Source organism: Lachnospira multipara LB2003, from assembly GCF_000702205.1.
Lineage (GTDB): Bacteria > Bacillota > Clostridia > Lachnospirales > Lachnospiraceae > Lachnospira > Lachnospira multipara_A.
This window is the reverse complement of the sequence record NZ_KL370871.1, coordinates 449,881-473,242: the sequence shown is the minus strand read 5'-3', so window position 1 is coordinate 473,242 and position 23,362 is coordinate 449,881. Positions and strand designations below refer to the sequence as shown.

Here is a 23,362-nt window from a genome sequence, read left to right as displayed (position 1 = left end):
CTAAGAGAAAAGTGGAACAGAGCACTTACAGAAAATAACAGGAAAAGAAGGAAAATTACCGTAGGGCAAGAAATCCAAAAGAAAAGTAGAACAGATCATTTACAGAAAAAAACGGGAAAAGAAGGAAAATTACCGTAGGGCAAGAAATCCAAAAGAAAAGTAGAACAGAGCACTTACAGAAAAAACAGGAAAAAGAGGAAAATTACCGTAAGACATGGAATCCAAGTGGATTAGAAAGGAATTAATATGTCCAAAAGAAAAGGAATAATGAACGAATTAAAGTATCTTTATGATTTTAGGAATGAATTAGAGGAACAGTTAGAATTAATAACGACTTTAATGCGTAAATCAAGGAAGAATTTAATGAAATATAAGGATATGGATAACACCAGTGTATATATATCCAAATCCAATGGTTGCATACAGTTTTATTTATACGACAAATATAATAAGAAGAAAAATTACGTTAGAAAATCAGATGTAAAAAATATAAAAAAATATATACAGAGAGATTATGATGTTAGAGTTAACGAGGTGCTATCAAATATACATGCTAGTTTAACCCAAATAGTTGAGCAATGCAATGTGGATGATATATATAAAGAGTATGAAAATCTAGATAACAAACGAAAAAATATAGTTATTCCAATAATAAACACAAGGCAAGAGTATATTGATGAATGGTATACATTATATCCGGGCATGCAAAATACATTTCCTATAGAAGGAACATATGTAACGGAAAAGAATGAAAAAGTAAGATCTAAATCAGAGAAAATAATAGCGGATATGCTATATAAATACGATATTCCTTATGTCTATGAGCCTAGATTAGAGCTATCTCCATTTACAGCAGTATTCCCCGATTTCGCAATTATGAATAAAAGAACAGGAAAAACATATTATTGGGAACATCTAGGACTAGTTTCCGATATTGATTATGCAATAAAGAACTTTCTAAAGTTACAAGAGTATATTTCAAATGGTGTATTTCCAGGTAGAGACTTGATTTTAAGCATAGAATCAGAAAACAAAAGTTTAGATGTTATATCAGTAGATAAGATGATAAAAGAATATCTGTTGTAAGAGTTTCCAAATTTCTATTATAAAATAAGAAACATAAAATTCCCACCAAAAAAATTAAATATATCTATACAATTCCACGCTACAAAAACAAACATCCGCCTGAGATAAACAAAAATGCCGTTTTGTTCGTTGGTGAAATACAAATGTCCTTCATAGAAAGAAAAAACGCAAAAAAACTATTTTCTTTTTTATAAAAGCTTGGTAGAATAGACCCTAATCAAACCTTGAGGAAGGTAAATAATGATTTGGAGGTAAAACACATGAAACTTATAAAAGCATATAATAAGGTTAGCCTTATAGTAAGAATCATTTGTGGATTGCTAATAGGTGTATTACTTGGCTTAGCCTTTGATAATTTAGCAGTAGTGGCTTTACTTGGTACGGTATTCGTAAGTGCCTTAAAAGCTATTGCGCCAATTCTAGTATTCGTACTTGTAATTTCAGCACTTGCAGGAGGCAATGATAAACTTGACCGCAGATTTGGTTTAGTAATTGCATTTTATCTTGTAAGTACATTGCTTGCATCAGTAGTCGCTGTTGTTGCAAGTTATATTTTCCCACAGACAATTAAACTTAGTGAGGCAGCAGAAGCAGAACTTGTACCTACAGGTGTAGGTGAGGTTTTATCTAATTTAGTAACTAATATGGTTGCTAACCCTTTAGCATCAATTGTTGATGGCAATTACATTGGTATTCTTTTCTGGGCAGTTCTTTTAGGACTTGTAGCTAAAAGAGTTGCTAGCGCAGAAACTAAGAAGGTGATGGAAGATTTAGCTAACATAGTTTCTATGGCAGTTAGATGGATAATTAATATGGCACCATTTGGAATTATGGGACTTGTTTATGCAAATGTTTCGACTAATGGACTTTCAATCTTTACAGACTATGGTAGATTATTAGGCCTCTTAGTTGGATGTATGTTAGTTGTTGCATTAGTTGTAGATCCATTAATAGCTGCAATAGCACTACGTACTAATCCATATCCATTAATTTTTAGATGTTTAAGAGAATCAGGAATGACAGCTTTCTTTACAAGAAGCTCAGCAGCTAGTATTCCAGTAAATATGGAATTATGTAGAAAGCTTGGAATGGATAGAGAAATGTATGCAGTTTCAATTCCACTAGGGGCAACAATTAATATGGATGGCGCAGCAATTACAATAGCAGTTATGTCCCTTGCTGCAGCTAATACAGTTGGAATTCATGTTTCAATTTTTACAGCCCTAATATTAGCTTTTATTGCAACCCTTGCAGCATGTGGTGCATCTGGAGTAGCAGGAGGTTCGCTATTATTAATACCAATGGCTTGTTCACTTTTTGGTGTTAGTGCAGATGTGGCAATGCAGGTTGTTGCAGTTGGCTTTATTATAGGTGTAATTCAGGATTCAGTTGAAACTGCCCTTAATTCTGCAGGTGATGTAATGTTTGCGGCAACAGCTGAATATGCCCAGTGGAAAAAAGAAGGTAAATCCCTTCCAACATTCCTTGGTGGTGAAACTCAGGTAGAAATATAATAAAAAATAGCTAAAAATAAGCCGATGAAAAGTATTTTGTAATTTAAAAATGCTTTTTCATTGGCTTATTTTTATATATGAGTATAAAGTACTACTTTACTTTATATACTAACAGTTTTACAATGAAGTTAGATAGAAATATTGTTAATTAATAAACAATGTTGGGGCGTGAGAGAATATTTTTAAATGGGGGTATCACTATGAAAAAAAGAATTTTAGCAATTGTATTAGTAGTAATTATGTCATTTAGCGGGACAAATATGATTTATGCAAGAGATTTTAGGGTTTCAAGTGCAGGACATGACTTTAATGGTAAATGGGAAGAAACAGCATTATTTGGTAATGGAAGTAAGCTGGTATATGGATATAATACATTCTTAATAAATGAAGATTATTCCCATTCTAATTGTAAATATTCACAGGCATATTTAATAAACGCAAAGGGAACATTTAGGGCAAATGCGGCATTAACAACAACATGGTCTAAAATTGAAGTTACACATGCAGGGAATTTCATCTATTATGGAGTAACTTATTAGAAAATGAGGTTGTTGTATGAAAAAAGAGAGGAAAGAAAGAATTAAAAGAACACTTCATAGTAAAGCATTTATTTTATGTTTCTCATTTCTTTTTTTAATTCTAAGTGCAATGAGTATAGCTTGGTATTATGGGAAGTATAAACCATTTCATAAGTATTATGTTAAAACAGAAAATAGTGTATATTGTACAGACAAAAAAGGTGAAGCAGATATAAAGAATATTGCTGTATGGGATAATGATAAATTTACTTTAAGTGTAAGTATGCCAGCATTATGGTTGTGGGATGATGGAAATTTGGCGATTACATCACCTATGGAACTTGTAGGACCAGACCCAGACAATCCAGGAAAAATGATGTATGTAATGGGAGATCATAGTTTAATAATTTGGCTAGAAAATTTCACAGGAAATATAAAAGAACTTGGGGTAATACTAGATGGCAGACAAATATATCTAGAAGATAGTAGAACAGCAAGATATGAAGAATATCAACCTTATGTAGATGAAAATACAGACAAAATAGATATATTATTTAGAAAGGCTGAAGACTTATGGGGATTAGAGATGCCTTGGAAAGAATAATAAATATTTTTTTGATTTTTTTGATAGTTTGTTTAGGTTTCGTTATGAGGTGTGAATTATTTCATATAACCATTTATGACGAGATTTATAATTTATATGCTAATTTAAAAATTGACTATGATGAAAATCAATTGGCAGATTTAAAGACAGATTTAAAAAGCATGGGAAATGATGGAGATTTACTATGCTATCCATTGTTTACTAAAAAAAGCGAGCTAGAAACAGAACTTGATATTTATGTTAATAATGACAAGGCTAAAGAAATTTTTATAAAGGAGACAGGAATAAAAGAAAAAAAGTATGAATCCTTGTTGAATGGAAATTTGTCTGTTTTTTACAAAAATATAGAAGAATTATCTGATAACAACACTGCCAATAATAGTTGTTTTCTTCTATTAAATAATGAGTCAAGTACAAAAGAAAAATTATCATTAAAATATAATGTAATGAGTTTACCCAAAGCTGTTTCAAATGAAGAAGACATGATAATAATTGTGTGGACATTAATAGGAATAATGATTTTTATTATTAGCCTGATTTTAGTGTTCAGACGAAAAAAAGAGTTTTCTTTACGAGCAGTCTATGGAGAAAGTCTTGCTAGTATTGTAGCAAAATCCTTTGTCTTAGATTTATTAAGTTATGAATTAATTTATCTATTTGCAAGAATTTTTGTATTCAATTATATTTCAGGTGATTATAAATCAAAACTAGCATTTTTCATATATCAGCTATTCATAATAGCTGCTGCATTAACTAATTTTTTAGTGGTGAAGTTAAATATAAGGGCTATTTTTTCCAATGTTAATGACAATAAAAATGCAATGTATTTCTTGTATTTCATAAAAATAATAGCATTTTCGCTAGTTTTGTTTAGTCTAGTGACAAATATATCTTCAGTTGATAAAAACACATTTAATTCAAGTCAGAAAAACAAGATAGAATCAATAGAAAATGATGTTTTTATTACAGATACCTCTTTAAATTTATATGATGATGGTATATGGAATAAGCTTGATGCGTCTGATTTAAACATAAAATTATGTATGAAAATAAGTGACGGTAAGAATCCATATGTTTTTGTATCTGAATCAGCAAGAGATCTAATGCCTGATTTTATTAAAAATGATTTAGAAAATAACAAAAGTGATGGGGATATTGTGCTTATCCATAGTAATAAAGCGCCAGTTTTTGCACCAGATATAGAAGGTATATTATCAATGAATGATTTAGAAAATCTTCATTGGGATGAATTATCTTACAATGAAAACGTTAATATGTTATGCATAGCTAATGGTCAGTATAATCGATTTGAAAATGTGAAAAATCCAACCATTATCTATCTAAAAGAAAATGTAGAAATACCTAAACAATTATATCTGGCAAATAGAGCTGTAATTTATGGACATACAGAATTAACAATTCGTGAAATTTTAGAAAAAAACGGCATAGATAATCAGTTAATTATATCAAGAGTCGGTGATATTTATGATTATCAGATAAGTTTTATAAAAAGATTAGTTTCCTTTTTATCATCATTATGTGTTTTGGTGCTTATACTTGAATTAATAATGATTGTCTGGATGCTTAGAATGGAATTTAGAGAATACGCCATGGAGCATGCAATAAGAGAATTGGTGGGACAAGGATTTTTTGAAAGAAACAGACATTTGATATTTAAGATGAACATAGGCAATTTATTAGCAATTATTGTTGTAGTTGGAATAGCCGTATTTATGGGAACACTTGAAATCAAAAGCACAATAATAATAGGCTTGATACTTGATATAGTTGAGAACCTAATTATTGCCGCATTTATTTTAAGGCAGGAAAAGCTATCTATGGTAAAGACTTTGAAAGGGGGATGCTTGTGATTAGAATTGAGAATTTATCCAAATCTTTTGGAGAAAAAAGACTTTTTGAAGATTTAAATGAAACAATAACTGATGGTAGTTTTACAGTTGTCTCTGGTAAAAGTGGATGCGGTAAGTCTACATTTTTAAATATATTGGGAGACCTTGAAAAATGTGACTTTGGTAATATATATATTGATGAAATAGAGTTAAGAAAAATACCAAGAAGTACATATTTAAGAGATTATGTAAGTTTTCTTTTTCAGAATTTTGCTTTAATAGAAAGTAAAACAGTTAAGCAAAATCTAAATATTATAAAAAAGAAAAATAGATCAGATATAGACATAAATGAAGCCCTTAAGACAGTAGGAATGCTAGATAAATTAGATACTAAAGTTTATAAGCTTTCAGGTGGAGAACAACAAAGAGTAGCCCTAGCGAGGGTTTTAATAAAAAAGAGTAAGATAATTCTTGCAGATGAACCAACAGGTTCTCTTGATGATGATAACGCAAGGTTAGTAATTGATGTTTTGAAAAAAATGGCAGAAAAAGGTAAGACTGTAATTATGGTCAGTCATAATAAGGAATTCTTAAAGGAAGCCAATAAGGTTATTTATCTGTAAAGGTTATTTATCTATAAAGGTGATTAATCTAATGAAAGCCTGGTGGGAGTAAATAAATATATAAGATAATTGCTTACCCTCTTTATAAATGTTAGTATTAAAGAAGATTTAACATTTATAGAGAGGGTAATTTTATGCCAAAAATACTTTTAGTTGAGGATGATGCTAGCATAATTGAGTCTCTTAGCCAATACCTTGAAAGTGAAGGCTTTAGCCTTAGAAGTGTAAGTGGCCAAAGAGATGCATTAGATATTATAGATAAAGAGGCCTTTGATTTGATTTTACTTGACCTTTCCCTTGCGGATGGCAACGGCTATGGGGTTTGCTTAGAGGTTAAGAAAAATAGGGATATTCCAGTGATTTTCTTAACGGCCTCAGGGGATGAAACGAGCGTAGTTGCTGGCTTTGAAATGGGGGCTGATGATTATATTCCTAAGCCTTTCCGCCCAAGAGAACTAGTTTCTAGAATTAAAAATGTACTTAGACGTTACGATAAGAAGAGCAATGTAACTCTTATAGGAGATTTAAAAGTTGACCTTGATAAGGGCCAGTTATTTAGAGATGGAGAGGAAATTTATCTCTCTGCCCTAGAGTACAGATTGCTTGTCATTTTTATTCAAAATAGAGGAATACTTCTTTCAAGAAATAAGCTACTAGATGATATCTGGGATATTGCAGGAGATTTTGTTAATGACAACACCCTAACGGTCTATATAAAGAGACTACGAGAGAAGATAGAGAAAGACCCGGCAAATCCTACAATTATAAAGACCGTGCGTGGTAGAGGTTATAGAATGGATTAGATTATGGCATTAATTAGCCTATAGGATGGATTAGTTTATGATAAGAAATAAGGAATTTAAGATTTTGTTATTGTGTAATAGTCTGGCCCTTGTGTTAATAACTATTATACTTTTTGCCTTAGATGTGAATAAAATAGCCATAAGTTTGGTAATAGGACTTTTAGTTTTTTGCAATTTAGTCTTATATTTTTATGAAAAAAGAAGATATAGAGAAATTGATAAGCTATCCCAAATGATAAGTAGGGTATTAAACGGGGATGATGGCATCGACTTTACAAGCTGTAATGAAGGGGAGCTTGCCATTCTTTCAAGTGAGATTTCTAAGATGACTTCTAATTTAAGAGATAAGTCCAATAAGTTACTTGAGGATAAGGTGGAGTTAGCTAACAGCATTTATGACATTTCCCATCAGCTTAGAACTCCTCTTACTTCTATGAATATAGTGACAGATATGTTGTCATCGGATGATTTAATTGAAGAAAAACGACATGAACATGTAAGAGAGTTAAAGTCATCCCTTAAAAGAATAGATTGGCTTATTGAGTCGCTTCTTAAGATTTCAAAAATCGATGCCAAGACTGCTAAGTTTGAAATTAAGGAAATTAAGATGTCTGATTTAATCAAAAAATCTTTAGAGGATTTTAGAATAATTATGGAGTTAAAGGACATTTGCCTAAACTATAAAGAAGAGGATATTAGTATTGCACTAGATATGGAATGGAGCGTTGAGGCCATTGCAAATCTAATTAAAAACTGTCTTGAACACACTAAGCCAGGCGGCAGCCTAACTATTGAGACTAGTGATAATGCAATTTATAGCCAGATCCTAGTAAAGGACTCCGGCGAGGGTTTTGTAAAAAAGGACATTCCATATCTTTTTGATAGATTTTATAAGGGTGAAAATGCATCAAAAAATAGCATAGGCATAGGTCTTGCCTTGGCTCGTTCCGTAATTGTGGCTCAAAATGGTACAATTCAGGCTAGTAATATTTATGATCATGATAGCGGCAAGGTGCTTGGAGCCTGCTTTGATGTGAAATTTTATAAAAGCGTTGTGTAATAAAAATGACACTTAAGTGACAGAATTAATTTTTAATTGTCATCTAAGTGTCATTTTATTTTGTTATTCTGTTTTTGGATGGATGAGAGAGCTAAAGAAATGAATCTGCAATGGCTGATACATTTGCTTAAAGTTCTTTACATCCTGTTATGAAAGACTTAAGTTTTCTAAATTAATTTATAAGGAGAAAAAAATGGAAATTCTAAGGATTGAAAATCTCACTAAGATTTATGGCAAAGGTGAGAATGAAGTTAAGGCACTTGATAACGTATCATTTTCAATAGAAAAAGGTGAATTTGTGGCAATTATTGGACCATCTGGTTCTGGTAAGTCTACACTTTTACATATTTTAGGCGGAGTTGATAGACCAACTAGCGGTAAAGTCTACATGGACGGCCAGGATGTTTATGAACAGAACGAGGAGCAGCTTGCGATTTTTCGTAGAAGATATGTGGGATTAATTTATCAGTTCTACAATCTTATTCCGGTTTTAAATGTTGTGGAAAATATGACTCTGCCAGTGCTTATGGATGGCAGAAAGGTAGATAATGCAAGACTTAGTGAGCTAATTAATATACTGGGCCTTGATAAGCGATTAAAAAATCTTCCAAATCAGCTATCTGGTGGTCAGCAGCAGCGCGTTTCAATTGGTAGAGCATTAATGAATACACCAGCAGTTGTCCTTGCAGATGAGCCAACAGGTAACTTAGATTCAAAGAATAGTCAGGAAATCATGCAGCTTTTAAAGGAGTCTAACAAGAAGTTTAACCAGACTTTAATTGTAATCACTCATGATGAAAATGTAGCACTACAGGCAGATCGAGTAATTTCCGTAGAAGATGGCAAAATCGTTAGAGATGAAAGAATTAGGAGGGCATAGTCGTGAGTATTTTTCGTAAATATACCAGGGAAAGCCTTAAAAAGAATAGAACAAGAACCCTTGTAACTATTATTGGTATCATTCTTTCTATGACACTTTTTACAGCAGTTATAGAAGGCGCTAATTCAGGAATCGTCTATTTTAGAAATTTGGTTGTAGAAACAGAGGGCTGTTATCATGGCTATGTTTCTGAAGTTAATAATGAACAATTAGATAAATTAAAGAATAATAGTGACATAGATAAGATTGCTTATTTAGAAGAATTAGGGGTGGCTAAATTTGATTCAGAAAACGCAGATAAGCCATATATTAGAATTGCTGGTATGTCTGAAGATTTAGAGAATCTTGCAGGTGTTAGAATAAAGCAAGGTCGTATGCCAGAAAATGAAAATGAAATTATAATTCCGGATAATATTATAGCTAACGGCGGCATGGCATTTACAGAAGGAGAAGAAATAGAACTTTACCTTGGAACAAGAGAAGCCAATGGTATGACAATAAGTTCAAACATGGCTATAAGTGAGGATACTGAAGAGACTTTAGTTAATACTGTGTCTAAAAAATACAAAATTGTTGGTGTTTATAATCGCCTAAGTTATGAGATTGATAACAGAGACTCTGCTTCTTACCTAGCTCTCACTGTGGAATCCAATGCAACTAGCATTGATGAAAATGTTAACGTTTTATTTACTGTAAAAAAGCTTTCAGATTATGACAAAATAGCTTCTAAGCTTATAACGGATCTTGGAGTTGATGTAATTTATTCACATAGAGATTTACTTGGTTTATATGGAGTTTTAGGCGGAAGCGCTATAGCGGATACTATTAAGGCATTTGCAGGATTTTTAATTGCTTTAATTGTAGTAGGTTCGGTGTCTTTAATTTACAATTCTTTTGCCATTTCTGTTAGCGAAAGAACTAAGCAAATCGGCATTTTAAAGTCTATTGGTGCTACTAAAAAGCAGATTAGAGCCTGCATTAGATATGAGGCAACTGTGCTTAGTTTAATTGCTATTCCAATAGGAATTATTATTGGTTGTTTTGGTATGGGAATTACCCTTTACTTTTTAAGAGATAACTTTAGTGCTACTAGTTATGAATATGCTAAAACACAGATTAAGTTAGTGATTAGTCCATTAGGATTGCTTCTTGCAGCAATTATTTGTTACATCACAACTTTAATTGCAGCTTGGATACCAGCAAGAAGAGCAATAAAAATTACACCTCTTGACGCTATTCGTCAAACAACAGATATAAGGGTAAGTCCAAAGCAGCTTAAGACTTCAAAGCTTACTTTAAAGCTCTTTGGTTTTGAAGCTATGATGGCTAAGAAAAATTTTAAACGTAACAAGAAGAAATACCAGTTTACAATTATTTCAATTGCAGCAAGTATAATCTTATTTATTACAACTTCATCTTTTTGTGGTTACGCTGATAAAGCAATATTTGCAGAATTTAAAATTCTAAAAAACGATATTTACTATAATATCTGGCAAGACTTTGATGTTAATGAACTAGCTCAAAATCTTTCAAAGCTTGATAACATTGATGATTTAGGTTTTGTATATGAGACAGAGGAGCTAGCTTTTAAGATTGACGACGAATATATAACTAAGGATTGTAAGAAATTATGTGAATCTAAAAACTGGTCCAATGATACTTTTTATATAAAAACTCAGTTTATAGATGATGAGGATTTTAACGAGATTTGTAAAGTTAACAATCTTGATTCAAGCAAATACTATGATAAAAATAACATTACAGCTCTCCTAAAAAACAACTTAGCAGAAAATATCAATGGAAAGAGGTATAACTACAATGTTATAAATAAGAATTTAGAAAACTTTGACATAAATATTTTAGCTGATGAATTAAATTCAACGGATGCAGAGGAAGAAACTGCTGTTAATAAGATTAAGGAAGCACCAGAATTTAAGGTGGGTGCTTGTATTGAATTAAGTGATTACGTTTTATATAACAATCTAACTTTAGTTTATCCTTATAGCATGATGAATGAGGTATTAGAGCAGAGATTTAATGGCCTATATAACACAGAACTTATGAGTAAGTGTATTTTTGTTAAGGCAAAGGATCACAAAAAGGCGTATAACAATATTGAGCAGTACTTAACTTCAAAGGGCTATTCAAGTTCAGGACTAAATGATGCAAGAGAAACACTAGAAACTGAAACTATGCTGATAGAGATTTTAGATGTATTTAGTTATGGCTTTATTATTCTAATGGCACTAATTACAGTAGCGAACATATTTAATACGATTTCTACAAGCATTATGTTACGTAAAAAGGAAATTGCCATGCTTAAATCAGTTGGCATGTCAGAGTCAGGAGTAAGAAAGATGCTAAATTACGAATGTATCAACTACGGCTTTAAGAGCTTATTACTTGGCCTACCAATTTCAGTTGTACTTTCTTATGTGCTTTATAGAATTTCTTCAATGAATAACGTATTTAATTATGTGTTGCCATATAAGAGCATCATAATAGCAAGTATTAGTGTATTCATCGTAGTCTTTATTAGTATGTTTTACTCAAATTCTAAGATTAAGAAAGAAAACACAATTGATGCATTAAAGAATGAGAACGCTTAGTTGTTGACATAATAATGGCGTAGGTTATATATTAAGATAGTAGTTTTCCAGTGGAAAACTACTATCTTTTTCTTTGTTCCGTGGGCGGATTGACGCGGCGTGGCGTGGTTTTACGTGGCGCACGGGGCGTGGCTTGCGGCCTGGTGCGATGCGGCGTGCGGCCTAACGTGGCGTGCGGCGTGGGGCAGCGTGATGCAGTGTGTGGCGTGGCGCAGCTTGATGCGGTGTGTGGTGTGCGGGACTATTCTTCCCAGAATCCGGGAAATTTCACAGGTAAATTACAAAAAAACTTGCTTTGATGGTATTTTGAGTCTTTTGATTTGCTACCTATACATGCAAATGATGAAAAAGGAAATCTAACTGTATCGAGCTATTTAAATGTTTCTAAGTGTATGCAGGTAAAACATGTAAAAAAGAAATTTAGCTGCATGCCCTTTTATATAATACAAAATTCAATACAGTTAATTCATGAAAAAGATTGATTTGTTGGTATCAACCGAAAAACATAAACTGAAATTAATTGATTTCATGCCGGTAAATCGTAAGAAATTTCTCATTGACCGCAATAGTTAAAAACTCACAACAAATCTTCATACAGGTAAATTGCAAATTTATAAGATGTGAATGTATCATTCAGTAAAAAAGTAGTTTTTCCAAAATCTTCCATACAGGTAATAACAGAAAAAGATAAATTTGACTGTAGACATGTTTAAAAACTAACAGGCAAATAAAAAGAATTATAAAGAAATTAAAAGGTGAATAAGATACTTCATCTTTAAAACAAAAGAAAGAAGGTAATAATGGAGAATTATTTATCACAATTAGAAAAACAGCTAGATGAAATTAAACAACTTTTAAGACAATCAGAAAGAAATCTTAAGAAACTTAAGGGTACACCCAAAGAGCATATTAATGTATCTACAAGAAAGGGATATACTCAGTATTATCTTAATAAAGGCAAAAAAGGTGGTAAGAAGTATGTTTCAGTTGCTGATAGCAGGATAGCAACTAAAATAATCCAAAGAGAATATGAGTTATCAGTTAATAAAAAGCTAATTGAAATGGAAAAACGATTAGAGAAGTTTATAAAAAACTACGATGTAGATGACATTGCAAATTTGTATTTAAAGTTACCGGAGGGTAGGAAAAGGTGTGTTGTCCCTATCGTAATGACAGAAGAAGACTTTATAGCAGAGTGGAGAGAGAAGCATCCCGGAAATCAAAATGAATATCCAGAAGAAGGACAGTTTTCTACAAACAGAGGTGAAAAGGTAAGATCTAAATCTGAAAAAATTATAGCCGATACTTTAGATAAGTATGGTGTCCCCTACGAATATGAACCTTTATTCGTATCTAATAAATATCAATCATATTATCCAGATTTTGTAGCATTAAATGTAAGAACTAAGAAGACCTATTACTGGGAACATCTTGGGCTAGTATCAGATGATGATTATGCAACAAAGAACTTTGAAAAGATTCTTATGTATGAAAAGAATGGTTATATTCCAGGAGACAACTTGATATTAAGTCTAGAATCTAGTGAATATAAATTTGACGTAAAGTCTATTGAAGATAAGATTAAGAAGTTCTTGTTGTAGTAGAGGGGGAATATAAGAAGATAGAAAAGAATTAAGGTGTTTTGGTGTCGTATACAGGTAAAGATAAGTTTCTTAGGGATTACCCGTAAAGGCAAAATTAAATAAATTGTATATCATACGTGCATAATAAAGAAAAATAAGAATTGATGGTAAATTAAAATTGTTTTTTATTTATACATACAGGTAAGAGGAAGAATTCTTATGTTCTACCTGTATGTTATCAACTTTTATTTAATATTACATTTGGGAGAGATACAGTCAAACACAAGAAATCTATAATTTGAATGTAGCGACCACTAAAAAGTGATTTTTTACATTACCGGCAAAAACAGAGAAATCAATAAATGACTGTATAAGATGAAAAACAAAATTTTTTTGATACAGTTAAATAAGAGAAAAGTAAGTGATTACCCGTAGGACTCAAAATTAGCCTACGGGTAAATTTATAAAAAGGAAAGATTGACTGCAAAATCGCAGTCTATGACGACATATGAAAGAAAAGGGAGGTAGAGAGGGGGAAGGCAAGCAGGGTTGCAAGGGGAGCAAGCAATGGGAACAGGTAGATAAAGACAGTTAGTTCTTTTTTCCTCACAAATTTCCTTACCTATGTTACAATAAGGTATAATATATAGTGTTAAGGAGGCGTTATGGAGTTTTTAGAATTAGCAAAGAAGCGTTTCTCAGTTAGAGATTATGAGGATAAGCAGATAGAAAAGGAAGTTCTTGATAAGATTATTGAGGCGGGTTATATTGCGCCAACAGCGAAGAATAACCAGTGTGCAAGAGTTTATGTAATTCAAAGTGAAGAAGGCCTTGCTAAGATTAGAAGTCTTAGTAGATGTGCTTATAATGCACCAACGGTCTTACTTATTGCTTATGAAGAGTCTGAGCAGTATTTTAATTCTAAGGAAGAAGGAGTTTCTTCAGGTCAGCAGGATGCAAGTATTGTAGCTTGTCATATGATGCTAGAGGCAGCAGACTTAGGAGTAGGCTCGGTTTGGGTAGATGTATTCCCTAATACTTTAACAGCTAGGGAATTTAACTTACCAGAATCCGTTAAGCCAGTGTGCTTAATGCCTATGGGTTATGCTAAGGAAGGCGTTGTGCCATCTCCTATGCATACAGATTTAAGACCAATTAATGAGATGGTAAAGTATCTATAAAAAATAAGCCTACTAAGCTAGTAATAAAGCTAACTTGGTAGGCTTTTTATGTTCACGGATAGCAAGAAAGAAATGGAGTTTTTATGCAAAAAAAAATAATATTAATTGATGTAGATGGAACACTAGTTGATTATGAAGGAAAGCTTCCTAAGTCAGCAACTAAGGCAATTAGAATGGCTAGAGACAATGGACATAAGGTTTATATTTGTACTGGAAGATCAGAAGCAGAGGTTTACGATTATATCTGGGATATAGGACTTGATGGAATGATAGGTGGGAACGGAGCCTATGTAAAGGATGGTGATAAAGTAATTCTGCACAAAAAGATAAGCAAGGAAGAAACTAAGCATATTGTGGATTGGCTTCATGAAAGAGGATTAGAGTTTTACTTAGAGTGTAATAGTGGTCTTTATGCTTCAGAAAAATTTGAAGAAAAAGGACAAACTGCAATAAGAGAATACGCAAGTCGTAAGGGAAAAGACTCAAGCAATATGACAGTTAGAGACGCTTTTCCTGATATGATTTTTGGAGCAGATCTTTATAGAGATGATGTAAATAAAGTTTCCTTCATCCTTTCAAGTTATCAAGATCACTTAGATTCAATTAAGGAATTTCTTGAGCTTAAGGCCTCAACCTGGGGCGGTGCAGGAGAGATTGCCCTTTTTGGGGATTTAGGAGTTAAGGATATTGATAAGGGCAAAGCAATAGATGTGTTACTTGAGTATCTTGGCGAATCTATAGAGAATACCATAGCTATTGGGGATGCCAAGGTGGATATTCCTATGCTTGAAAAATGTAATATCGGTATAGCAGTAGCTTCTGGCGGAGAGGAAATTAAGGCAATGGCAGATTATATAACAGAGGGTGTAAATGAAGATGGAATTTACAAGGCCTTTAAGCACTTTAATCTGATTTAGAGTGTCCGCTTTACACTATCTGCATAGTTCGTTATAATTATAACAGATGCAAGGACTAGTTTTAGTCTACGGTATATGCACCTAGAAAGGGGTATATTATGGGAACATTAAATAATAGAAAAGTTGCGGTTATAGGCTGTGGTTTTGTTGGAGCTGCTTCTGCTTTTGCCATTATGGAGAGTGGCTTATTTTCAGAAATGGTTTTAATCGACATGAATAAGGACAAGGCTGAGGGTGAGGCACTAGATATCAGTCACGGTCTTCCTTTTTCAAAACCAATGCAGATTTATGCAGGAGATTATAAGGATATTTCCGATGCTGCAGTTATTGTAGTAACAGCTGGCGCAGGCCAGAAACCAGGAGAGACAAGACTTGATCTTGTTAAGAAAAATGTATCTATTTTTAAGTCCATTATTCCGCAGATTTCTGAGGTTAATAAGGATGCAATCATGCTAATTGTTGCAAACCCAGTAGATATCTTAACTTATACTGCTTGGAAGCTTTCAGGATATCCAGAGAATAGAGTATTTGGTTCAGGAACAACACTAGATACAGCAAGACTTAAGTATTTGCTTGGCCAGCACTTAGATGTGGATAGCCGATCAGTTCATGCATTTATCGTCGGAGAGCATGGAGATAGTGAGATTGCAGTTTGGAGTAGTGCTAATGTATCAGGAATTCCGATTAATAGATTTTGCGAGATGAGAGGACATTTTCATCACGAAGAAGCAATGCAAAGAATAGCTGAAGACGTTAAGAACAGCGCCTATGAGATTATTAATAAGAAGGGCGCAACTTACTACGGAATTGCCATGTCAGTTCGTCGAATCTTAGAGGCGATTATTAGAGATGAGAAGACAATTCTTCCTATTTCAAGCATTCAGCATGACAATCACGGAGTTTCAGGCATTGCCTTTAGTATGCCAGCAATTGTTGGTAAAAATGGTGTAGAGGCCACGGTGCCAATTTCTCTAAGCACAGAGGAAGAAAAGGCCTTAAAGGAATCAGCTAGCACATTACAGAAAGTCATCGATGACGTATTTTAAGGAGACCTATGATTTATCTAAAAGAAGCAAACATGGAAGACGTGGAAAAAGAATATGAGTTTATAACTAACACACCTGAGGATGAAAATGGATTTACAAACCCAAATTCTGGTTGTAGTTTAGAGGATTTTAAAGATAAGATTTTACCAGGACTTATAAAGATGTCTAGAGGTATTGATCTTCCAAAGGGATTTGTGCCACAGACTAGCTATTTTTTATGGGATGAGGATAAAATCGTTGGTTTGTTTAGAGTAAGACATTATTTAAATGAATTCTTAAAGGAGCACGCCGGTCATATAGGTTATGGTATTGCTAAGGAATACAGAGGAAAAGGTTATGCAACTAAGGGACTATCCCTTGCCCTTGATATGGCAAGAGATATTATCTTAGAGGATGAGCTTTACATGTCAGTTAGAAAAAACAATCCTGCTTCTCTTAAAGTTCAAACAAAAAATGGTGCTTATATTCATCACGAAGATGAAGAGGAGTATTACACAAGAATTAAGATTTGGGAAGTAGAGTAGAATAAAGACTTTGAAAGTAGAATAGAATAAACTAAACCATGGGCAGCTAAGGAATACCTTAGTTGCCCATATTTTAGTTAGCTACATTTTATTGCTAAAGTAAGTATATAGAAGATATAATAAAGATAATGACAGCGTAAACAATTTAGAAACATATTTGTGATAATCTTATTTCTATTACAGAAGAAAGGAAGTAGCTTTGTGGTTAATATTTTAGTTTTAGAAGATGACAAAAATCTTAATAAGGTGGTGTGTTCCTATCTTAATAAAAGCGGCTTTAACACAGTAGGTTGCCTAAATGCAGAGGATGCTTTTGATGAAATGTATAATTGTATGTTTGAACTTATCGTATCGGATATTATGATGCCTGGAATCGACGGCTTTGAATTTGCCAAAACTATAAGAAAGGTCAATAAAACTATACCGATTCTTTTTATGTCTGCAAAGGATGATCTACCTTCAAAGCAAAGAGGTTTCCAACTAGGAATTGATGATTACATGGTAAAACCTGTGGATTTGGAGGAACTTTTATTAAGAGTTAGAGCCCTTCTTAGAAGAGCCAATATTGAAATGGAGCGTAAAATTACCATTGGTAAATTAGTGCTTGATGCAGACGCTTTTGTGGCAAGTTATGATGGAATGGAGATTCAGACCACTACAAGGGAGTTTAATATTATTTTTAAATTGTTATCTTACCCAAACAAAACCTTTTCAAGAGCACAATTAATGGATGAGTTTTGGGGAATTGACACAGATACCAGTCTTAGAGCGGTGGACGTGTATATAACTAAGATAAGAGATAAATTCTCGGTTTGTGAGGATTTTGAAATAAAGACAATTAGAGGTCTAGGCTATAAGGCAGTTGTAAATTAAGCCTTTATTCTCTTTACTATAGATTAGTGAGGTGTTTTGATGGAAAACAGATATTACAAAATGGTGGATGGGTATAGGGTAAGAAAGAGCCACTTTCCAATAGGAATGGTTTTTTATGTTTTCTTAGCTTTTATTGGCATGAGTGCTTTGCAGTTTGCAGTGATTATAGGAGTTGAGGCCTTAGAATGGGACTGGTGGCTTGTAGTTGTTTTTGTTTTTGCATATTGGCTTTTGGTGGCTATAGTATTTACAGTGTTTACAAGATTGCAGATAAAAAATGCCTATGAAAAACCTCTAAAGGAAATAGCGAATGCCATAAATCAGGTAGCTAACGGTGATTTTAGTGTATATGTTCCAACAATTCACACACCAGAGAAATTAGATTATTTAGACATAATGATTGTAGATTTTAATAAGATGGTAGAAGAACTTGGAAGCATTGAGACTTTAAAAACTGATTTTTTCTCAAATGTATCTCATGAAATTAAAACCCCAATATCTGTAATTCAAAACACTAGTGAACTTTTGAAAAAAAGCGACTTAAAGGAAGAGGATAAGGCACAAGTAGATATTATTTATAATGCTTCTAAGAAGCTATCTGCCTTGATAAGTAACATTTTAAGACTTAACAGATTAGAAAAACAGAAAATAAAAGCACAATTGAAAAAATTCGACTTATCTCGTCAATTATGTGATTGCGTTTTGCTTTTTGAAGATCAGTGGGACAAGAAAAATATTGAGTTAGATTTAGATATTGAAGATAGCGTTTATATAGATTCGGACGAGGAATTATTAGACCACGTTTGGACTAATATTATAAGCAATGCTATTAAGTTTACCAAAGATGGGGGCAAGATATCTATAAAGGAAGAGTCTTTTGAGGATAAAGTAAATGTTACAATTAGTGATAATGGAGAAGGAATGAGTGAGGAAACCATAAGACATATTTTTGACAAGTTTTATCAAGGAGATGCTTCCCACGCAACGGAAGGTAATGGACTAGGTTTGGCTTTGGTAAGTAGGATTTTACAGCTTGTGGATGGAGAGATTAGCGTAGATAGCAAGCTTTCTGAGGGAACAAGTATATGCGTTAGTTTACCAAAGACCAAGAATTAGGGAGGTTTTGAATATGACTTATATAAAAATTGGACGAGATAGTTATATAGGCTATGAATATAAAGAGCTTGTTGTAGATAAGAGCAAGCTTTCTATGTATATAGATGGAATGGAGAAATTTGGCTGGGTTTTAGATGACAATCAAGTAAAGCTTGTGGAGTCAAACACAGCCGGTAAGACAGTAGTTAAGTTAAAACGTGATAGAAAAATACTTAACAGGGCTGAACTTACAAGATTACAGAGAAATTTTGAGGACTGTATGAAACAAATAGAAAGTCTAGAAAGTTCTAAAACTAGTTTAGCTACTGCAGTCTCCCTTTTTACAGGAATTTTAGGTTGCTTAATTTTGGCAGGGGCTACAATGTTAGCAGTTAATAACAGCAAATTTATGGTTTTAGCGGTGATATTGTCAGTTCCAGGATTTTTAGGAATTGTAATGGCTAATTATATTTTCAAAAGAATAGTACAGATAAAAACACAGAAGATTAATCCTTTAATTCAAAAAAAGATGGATGAAATTTACGAAATAACCAGTAAGGGAAAAAATTTGTTGGAATAGTCTAGCCGAGGATAAAGGAAAAAATATGGATAATATTGAAGCATATGTAAAATGGAGGTCTGATATAACACTAGATATTAGCCCTTTTAATATTGTAGATAATGTGGTTTTTTGCGCTCTCTCGTATACATGTTTTAAGGATATTGTTCCCGTATTACCAGGGGCTTCTATTAGCATAAAGGAAGCCATTGATAACTTTTTTGATAAGTATAGCGAGGAAGAAATAAAGTTAAACGGCGAATTAGCTTTGGCTAAATCAGATTTAATGAGGCTAATGGCTAATTCAAAAAGATATAAAGACATGAGACTTAGTAACTATATTGATGTTCTTGATGAGGATAAGAAGTCTCAGTTTGCGGCTTTTCATATTGAAATAGATGATAAGCATAGTTATATAGCAATAAGAGGAACGGACTTGTCAATTATTGGATGGCAGGAAGATTTTAGAATGGCACATGAAGTTATAGCCGCCCAGCGTTATGCAACTAATTATCTTAATAGAACTCTTGAAAAAAATAGGAGATATTATGTGGGTGGTCATTCAAAGGGTGGTAATCTAGCTGTTTATGCTGCTTCTATGTGTGATCCACAAATTCAGTCAAGGATTGAGAATGTTTTTGATAATGACGGACCGGGCTTTTTACCAGAGTATTTAGAATCAGAGCAATACAAGAAAATCAGAGACAGAATTATTAGAATTGTACCAGAATATTGCGTTATTGGCATGCTACTTGAACATGACTTAAAGCCAATAGTGGTGGGAAGCAATGTGGATGGAGTTATGCAGCACGATATAATGACCTGGCAGGTGGCAGGCTGTGATTTGAATAAAAAGGGCAAAGTATCAGAAAAGAGTCAGTTTTTAAATAGAATCGTGGATGATTGGCTAAAGGATGCAACTAAAGAGAATAGAGAGGCTTTTGCCAATGACTTTTTTGAGGCTTTAAAAGCAAGTGGAGCTAAGGATTTTAAAGACTTATCAAAAACCGGTGCAGGGGGCTTAGAAGATATTATTCTTTCCTTAAGTACCTCAAAGCCTAAGGCAAAAGAAGCCTTTGGTAAGTTGATTAAGTCTTTTTATCGCAATTCAAAAAGGCTAGAGGTTAAGAGCTTGCTTAAAGATAAGAATTTGTGGATGTGTCTTGTTTTAATTGTAATGGGTTTTATAATGATAGCTTCTCCTAGATACGCTCTTTGGGGAATTGGTAGAGCAATAATTATTGCTGTATTTCTCTTTATGATATTAAAAGTGTATAAGCTTATAAATACTAAGGAAAAAGTTATTGTTATAAAAAAGACCAGGTTTTTACTGTATTTAATCTGTGAAGCTTTTGTAATTTTTTTACTATTAAAGCAAGAGATGTTAGTTGCTCTTATGAATATTTTGATAGGTATTCTACTAGTTTATACGGCTTATCAGAATACACATATAATAATTTTTGACAAAAACGCTGGAAGGGCTATGAAAATTTATCTAGCTATTGAAGCCTTGCTAAGTTTTATTATTGGCGCAGTAACTATAGTTTTATTTAACGAAAACAATCCTAGTAGAATGCTAACTCTAGGTACATTTTTTGTAATTGCAAATGTAATAAATATCGTTGTATTACTTCATAAGAAAATGTTACAGCAAAACGAAAAAGAAGCAAATTAATAATTCTCAAACAATTACTTAATAAAAATCAAATATTAGCTCCTTAAAATACAGCTAAAGTTGATACACAGCTAGACTTTAATTTGAAAGGAGATAATATGAACTGGATAGCAGATCATGTAATTAAATGGAGAAAGGGCATAATTATAGTAACAGTGCTTGCTGCAATAATAATGTGTATATGCGCAACATTTGTTAAGATAAATTATAATATGTCAGATTATTTGCCAGAGGATGCAAATTCTACTAAGGCGATTACAGTTATGTCGGAAAATTTCAATGAGAGCATGTCTAATGCAAATGTAATGCTCTCAAATGTAACGCTAGATGAAGCCTTAGATTACAAAGAGAGGATAAGTGAAATTAGTCATATAGAAAATGTAGGATGGATCGATGATTCCATGGATATTGAGCAGTTAAAGCTTCTTTACAAGGAAGATGGAAGTCTTAATGAAAGCTTAATTGATCCTACAAGTGCAGAAACTATCAATGGTTTTTATAAGGATGGAAATGCACTATTTCAGGTAACTATAGAAAATGGATACGAGCAGGCCGGTGTAAATGCAATTTATGATTTAATTGGTGAGGATAATGCCATGATAGGGTCAGCTGTTGAGCAGGCTTCTTCACAAAACCTTGCCATAACACAGTCAATTAAGGCAATTGCTTTACTTGCACCTCTTATCATTCTAGTTTTAATACTTGCAACAGAGAGTTTTATTGAGCCTTTACTTTATCTAACAACTATTGGTGTTGCTACAGGAATTAACTTAGGTCTTTGTTTGATTCGAGGTGAAATTTCCTATGTAACTCTTGCTGTTGCACCAATTCTACAGTTAGCTGTTTCCCTTGACTATGCAGTATTCTTGTCACATAGTTTTGGAAAATATAGACATAGCGAAGCTTCGGTATGTAATGCTATGAAGTTAGCTATGAAGGATTCATTAAAGGCAATTTCAGCAAGTTGTTTAACAACACTTTTTGGCTTTGCAGCCCTTTTATTTATGAACTTTAAAATTGGTCCTGATATGGGAATCAGTCTTGTATCTGGTGTAGTTTTAAGTTTTGTGGCTACATTGATTTTCTTACCAGCGCTTATTTTAGTAACTTATAAATTAAACGATAAGACAAAGCATAGACCTTTCCTTCCTAAGTTTAATAAGTTAGGTTCTGGTCTTGTAAAATCTAGATTTGTATTACTTGCACTTATTGGCATTATGTTAATTCCAAGCTTTAATCTTCAGTCTGAGAATACATTTATTTACGGATCAGGAGAGCCGGCTAAGGAAAGTAGATTGGCTATTGATAGTCAAAAAATAGAAGACATATTTGGCAAATCAAATATGGTAGCAATTCTTGTTCCAAGAGGAAATGAAGAGGCAGAAACCAATTTAGCTAACGAATTAGCTAATTTAGCTTATGTAGAGTCTGTGATGTCCTATGCTAATGTAATTGGTTTTGATATTCCAATGGAATATTTACCAGAGGGTACAGCGGATAAATTTTATTCAGAAAATTATGCAAGAATTATTCTTAGCACAAGTCTAGAGGCAGAAGGTGAAGAAAGCTTTAGTGCAGTTAAGCAGATAAAGAACATAGTAGCACAGTATTATGATGAAGATGAGACTTATATGTGTGGTAACTCAGTAAATCTTTACGATATGAAAGAGTGTATTGAGGCTGATAATAAGAGAGTTTCACTTATTACATTAATTGCAATTGCACTTATTTTACTTGTGGATTTTAAGTCTCTTATTATTCCATTTATACTTGTGTTAGTGGTAAAGGGTTCTATTTGGATAACACTTGCAATGTCGGCAGTAACTGGTGAAGCCATTTGCTATATTGGATATTTGGTAGTAAGTACTGTAATGATGGGGGCAACTATTGATTACGCAATCCTTATTACAGATGAATATATAAAGAATAGAAAGAGCCTTAAGGCCCTTGAAGCAATGAAAAAGACCTTAATAAGTTCAATAAAGTCCATACTTGTATCGGCTTCAACTCTTGCAATTGCTGGCTTTAGTTTAGGTCTTTCATCTTCAGAAAGTATTGTAAGATTACTTGGCTTGATGCTTGGTAGGGGAGCAGTTGTAGCATTTGTACTATCAATCACACTACTTCCGGCAATACTAGTTATATGTGATAAGCTGATTCCAACTTTCTCTTATAAAATGGAATTTTGCGATAAAAATAATAAGCTAAAACTTGTTAAAGAAGCTAACTAGATAAATTTTTTACAAAGGATTGTTTTACAAAAAGAGAATAAAATGGTAACATAAAAAATGTTGCGTTTACATAAGTAATAGAAGCTACTTGTGTTTATGCTTAACATTTATAATAAGTTTACGTATTTAAG

At 32.9% G+C, this 23,362-nt stretch carries 20 protein-coding genes; all 20 read left to right on the top strand.

Going from position 1 to position 23,362, the window contains the following annotated elements; translation table 11 throughout:
- Positions 1-267: 267 nt before the first annotated feature.
- The 20 genes from T537_RS0111675 to T537_RS0111580 all read left to right on the top strand — a co-directional run bounded on the left by T537_RS0111675 (position 268) and on the right by T537_RS0111580 (position 23,231).
- A complete protein-coding gene (locus T537_RS0111675; RefSeq protein ID WP_155895271.1) occupies positions 268-1,086 on the top strand; it encodes a hypothetical protein in 819 nt (272 codons plus the stop codon).
- 260 nt (positions 1,087-1,346) lie between these two features.
- The gene (gene sstT / locus T537_RS0111670) at positions 1,347-2,600 is read left to right on the top strand and encodes a serine/threonine transporter SstT (RefSeq protein WP_031558169.1); all 1,254 of its coding nucleotides are present in this window, start codon (positions 1,347-1,349) and stop codon (positions 2,598-2,600) included.
- Between the two features lie 200 nt (positions 2,601-2,800).
- Positions 2,801-3,139 (top strand): mediterrocin family bacteriocin, encoded by a 339-nt coding sequence (locus T537_RS0111665; RefSeq protein ID WP_051555051.1) that lies wholly within the window; start codon positions 2,801-2,803, stop codon positions 3,137-3,139.
- Positions 3,140-3,155: 16 nt separating this feature from the next.
- Positions 3,156-3,722 (top strand): SMP-30/gluconolactonase/LRE family protein, encoded by a 567-nt coding sequence (locus T537_RS0111660; RefSeq protein ID WP_027438872.1) that lies wholly within the window; start codon positions 3,156-3,158, stop codon positions 3,720-3,722.
- On the top strand, positions 3,692-5,593 hold the full coding sequence (locus T537_RS0111655) for a hypothetical protein (protein ID WP_027438871.1): 1,902 nt from the start codon (positions 3,692-3,694) through the stop codon (positions 5,591-5,593). Before T537_RS0111660 ends, T537_RS0111655 begins: the two co-directional genes overlap by 31 nt.
- Complete coding sequence (locus T537_RS0111650) at positions 5,590-6,195, top strand: ATP-binding cassette domain-containing protein (protein WP_051637239.1); 606 nt, start codon at positions 5,590-5,592, stop codon at positions 6,193-6,195. The genes T537_RS0111655 and T537_RS0111650 overlap by 4 nt, the downstream gene beginning before the upstream one ends.
- A 134-nt stretch (positions 6,196-6,329) precedes the next feature.
- Positions 6,330-6,998 (top strand): response regulator transcription factor, encoded by a 669-nt coding sequence (locus tag T537_RS0111645; RefSeq protein WP_027438867.1) that lies wholly within the window; start codon positions 6,330-6,332, stop codon positions 6,996-6,998.
- A gap of 37 nt (positions 6,999-7,035) precedes the next feature.
- The gene (locus tag T537_RS0111640; protein ID WP_027438866.1) at positions 7,036-8,058 is read left to right on the top strand and encodes a sensor histidine kinase; all 1,023 of its coding nucleotides are present in this window, start codon (positions 7,036-7,038) and stop codon (positions 8,056-8,058) included.
- A gap of 193 nt (positions 8,059-8,251) precedes the next feature.
- Positions 8,252-8,938 carry an ABC transporter ATP-binding protein gene (locus T537_RS0111635; protein WP_027438865.1) on the top strand — a complete coding sequence of 229 codons (687 nt, stop codon included), beginning with the start codon at positions 8,252-8,254 and terminating at the stop codon, positions 8,936-8,938.
- A 2-nt stretch (positions 8,939-8,940) separates the two neighbouring features.
- Positions 8,941-11,547 carry an ABC transporter permease gene (locus T537_RS0111630; protein WP_027438864.1) on the top strand — a complete coding sequence of 869 codons (2,607 nt, stop codon included), beginning with the start codon at positions 8,941-8,943 and terminating at the stop codon, positions 11,545-11,547.
- Between the two features lie 800 nt (positions 11,548-12,347).
- Positions 12,348-13,148 (top strand): PDDEXK family nuclease, encoded by an 801-nt coding sequence (locus T537_RS12595; RefSeq protein WP_051555050.1) that lies wholly within the window; start codon positions 12,348-12,350, stop codon positions 13,146-13,148.
- Positions 13,149-13,795: 647 nt separating this feature from the next.
- Positions 13,796-14,311, top strand: a complete 516-nt coding sequence (locus T537_RS0111620; protein WP_027438863.1) for a nitroreductase family protein — start codon at positions 13,796-13,798, stop codon at positions 14,309-14,311.
- An 83-nt stretch (positions 14,312-14,394) separates the two neighbouring features.
- Positions 14,395-15,228: a Cof-type HAD-IIB family hydrolase gene (locus T537_RS0111615; RefSeq protein WP_027438862.1), complete on the top strand. Its 834-nt coding sequence runs from the start codon at positions 14,395-14,397 to the stop codon at positions 15,226-15,228.
- A gap of 98 nt (positions 15,229-15,326) precedes the next feature.
- Positions 15,327-16,274, top strand: coding sequence for an L-lactate dehydrogenase (locus tag T537_RS0111610; RefSeq protein WP_031558159.1), 948 nt, complete (start codon positions 15,327-15,329; stop codon positions 16,272-16,274).
- A gap of 8 nt (positions 16,275-16,282) precedes the next feature.
- A complete protein-coding gene (locus T537_RS0111605; protein ID WP_031558155.1) occupies positions 16,283-16,798 on the top strand; it encodes a GNAT family N-acetyltransferase in 516 nt (171 codons plus the stop codon).
- Positions 16,799-16,999: 201 nt separating this feature from the next.
- Positions 17,000-17,671, top strand: a complete 672-nt coding sequence (locus T537_RS0111600; protein ID WP_031558153.1) for a response regulator transcription factor — start codon at positions 17,000-17,002, stop codon at positions 17,669-17,671.
- A 39-nt stretch (positions 17,672-17,710) separates the two neighbouring features.
- The gene (locus tag T537_RS0111595) at positions 17,711-18,787 is read left to right on the top strand and encodes a sensor histidine kinase (protein WP_034244720.1); all 1,077 of its coding nucleotides are present in this window, start codon (positions 17,711-17,713) and stop codon (positions 18,785-18,787) included.
- Between the two features lie 13 nt (positions 18,788-18,800).
- Positions 18,801-19,346, top strand: coding sequence for a hypothetical protein (locus T537_RS0111590; RefSeq protein WP_027438857.1), 546 nt, complete (start codon positions 18,801-18,803; stop codon positions 19,344-19,346).
- Positions 19,347-19,371: 25 nt separating this feature from the next.
- The gene (locus T537_RS0111585) at positions 19,372-21,000 is read left to right on the top strand and encodes an Mbeg1-like protein (RefSeq protein WP_031558148.1); all 1,629 of its coding nucleotides are present in this window, start codon (positions 19,372-19,374) and stop codon (positions 20,998-21,000) included.
- 98 nt (positions 21,001-21,098) lie between these two features.
- Positions 21,099-23,231 carry an efflux RND transporter permease subunit gene (locus T537_RS0111580; RefSeq protein WP_031558145.1) on the top strand — a complete coding sequence of 711 codons (2,133 nt, stop codon included), beginning with the start codon at positions 21,099-21,101 and terminating at the stop codon, positions 23,229-23,231.
- The last annotated feature ends 131 nt before the right edge of the window (positions 23,232-23,362 follow it).

What these genes read in the sequence shown, in the direction of transcription:
- T537_RS0111645 (WP_027438867.1), top strand. Translation starts at nt 6,330, where the DNA reads ATGCCAAAAATACTTTTAGTTGAGGATGATGCTAGCATAATTGAGTCT.
- T537_RS0111610 (WP_031558159.1), top strand. Translation starts at nt 15,327, where the DNA reads ATGGGAACATTAAATAATAGAAAAGTTGCGGTTATAGGCTGTGGTTTT.
- T537_RS0111655 (WP_027438871.1), top strand. Translation starts at nt 3,692, where the DNA reads ATGGGGATTAGAGATGCCTTGGAAAGAATAATAAATATTTTTTTGATT.
- T537_RS0111590 (WP_027438857.1), top strand. Translation starts at nt 18,801, where the DNA reads ATGACTTATATAAAAATTGGACGAGATAGTTATATAGGCTATGAATAT.
- T537_RS0111675 (WP_155895271.1), top strand. Translation starts at nt 268, where the DNA reads ATGAACGAATTAAAGTATCTTTATGATTTTAGGAATGAATTAGAGGAA.
- sstT (WP_031558169.1), top strand. Translation starts at nt 1,347, where the DNA reads ATGAAACTTATAAAAGCATATAATAAGGTTAGCCTTATAGTAAGAATC.
- T537_RS0111580 (WP_031558145.1), top strand. Translation starts at nt 21,099, where the DNA reads ATGAACTGGATAGCAGATCATGTAATTAAATGGAGAAAGGGCATAATT.
- T537_RS0111620 (WP_027438863.1), top strand. Translation starts at nt 13,796, where the DNA reads ATGGAGTTTTTAGAATTAGCAAAGAAGCGTTTCTCAGTTAGAGATTAT.
- T537_RS0111605 (WP_031558155.1), top strand. Translation starts at nt 16,283, where the DNA reads ATGATTTATCTAAAAGAAGCAAACATGGAAGACGTGGAAAAAGAATAT.
- T537_RS12595 (WP_051555050.1), top strand. Translation starts at nt 12,348, where the DNA reads ATGGAGAATTATTTATCACAATTAGAAAAACAGCTAGATGAAATTAAA.
- T537_RS0111640 (WP_027438866.1), top strand. Translation starts at nt 7,036, where the DNA reads ATGATAAGAAATAAGGAATTTAAGATTTTGTTATTGTGTAATAGTCTG.
- T537_RS0111660 (WP_027438872.1), top strand. Translation starts at nt 3,156, where the DNA reads ATGAAAAAAGAGAGGAAAGAAAGAATTAAAAGAACACTTCATAGTAAA.
- T537_RS0111585 (WP_031558148.1), top strand. Translation starts at nt 19,372, where the DNA reads ATGGATAATATTGAAGCATATGTAAAATGGAGGTCTGATATAACACTA.
- T537_RS0111595 (WP_034244720.1), top strand. Translation starts at nt 17,711, where the DNA reads ATGGAAAACAGATATTACAAAATGGTGGATGGGTATAGGGTAAGAAAG.
- T537_RS0111665 (WP_051555051.1), top strand. Translation starts at nt 2,801, where the DNA reads ATGAAAAAAAGAATTTTAGCAATTGTATTAGTAGTAATTATGTCATTT.
- T537_RS0111615 (WP_027438862.1), top strand. Translation starts at nt 14,395, where the DNA reads ATGCAAAAAAAAATAATATTAATTGATGTAGATGGAACACTAGTTGAT.
- T537_RS0111635 (WP_027438865.1), top strand. Translation starts at nt 8,252, where the DNA reads ATGGAAATTCTAAGGATTGAAAATCTCACTAAGATTTATGGCAAAGGT.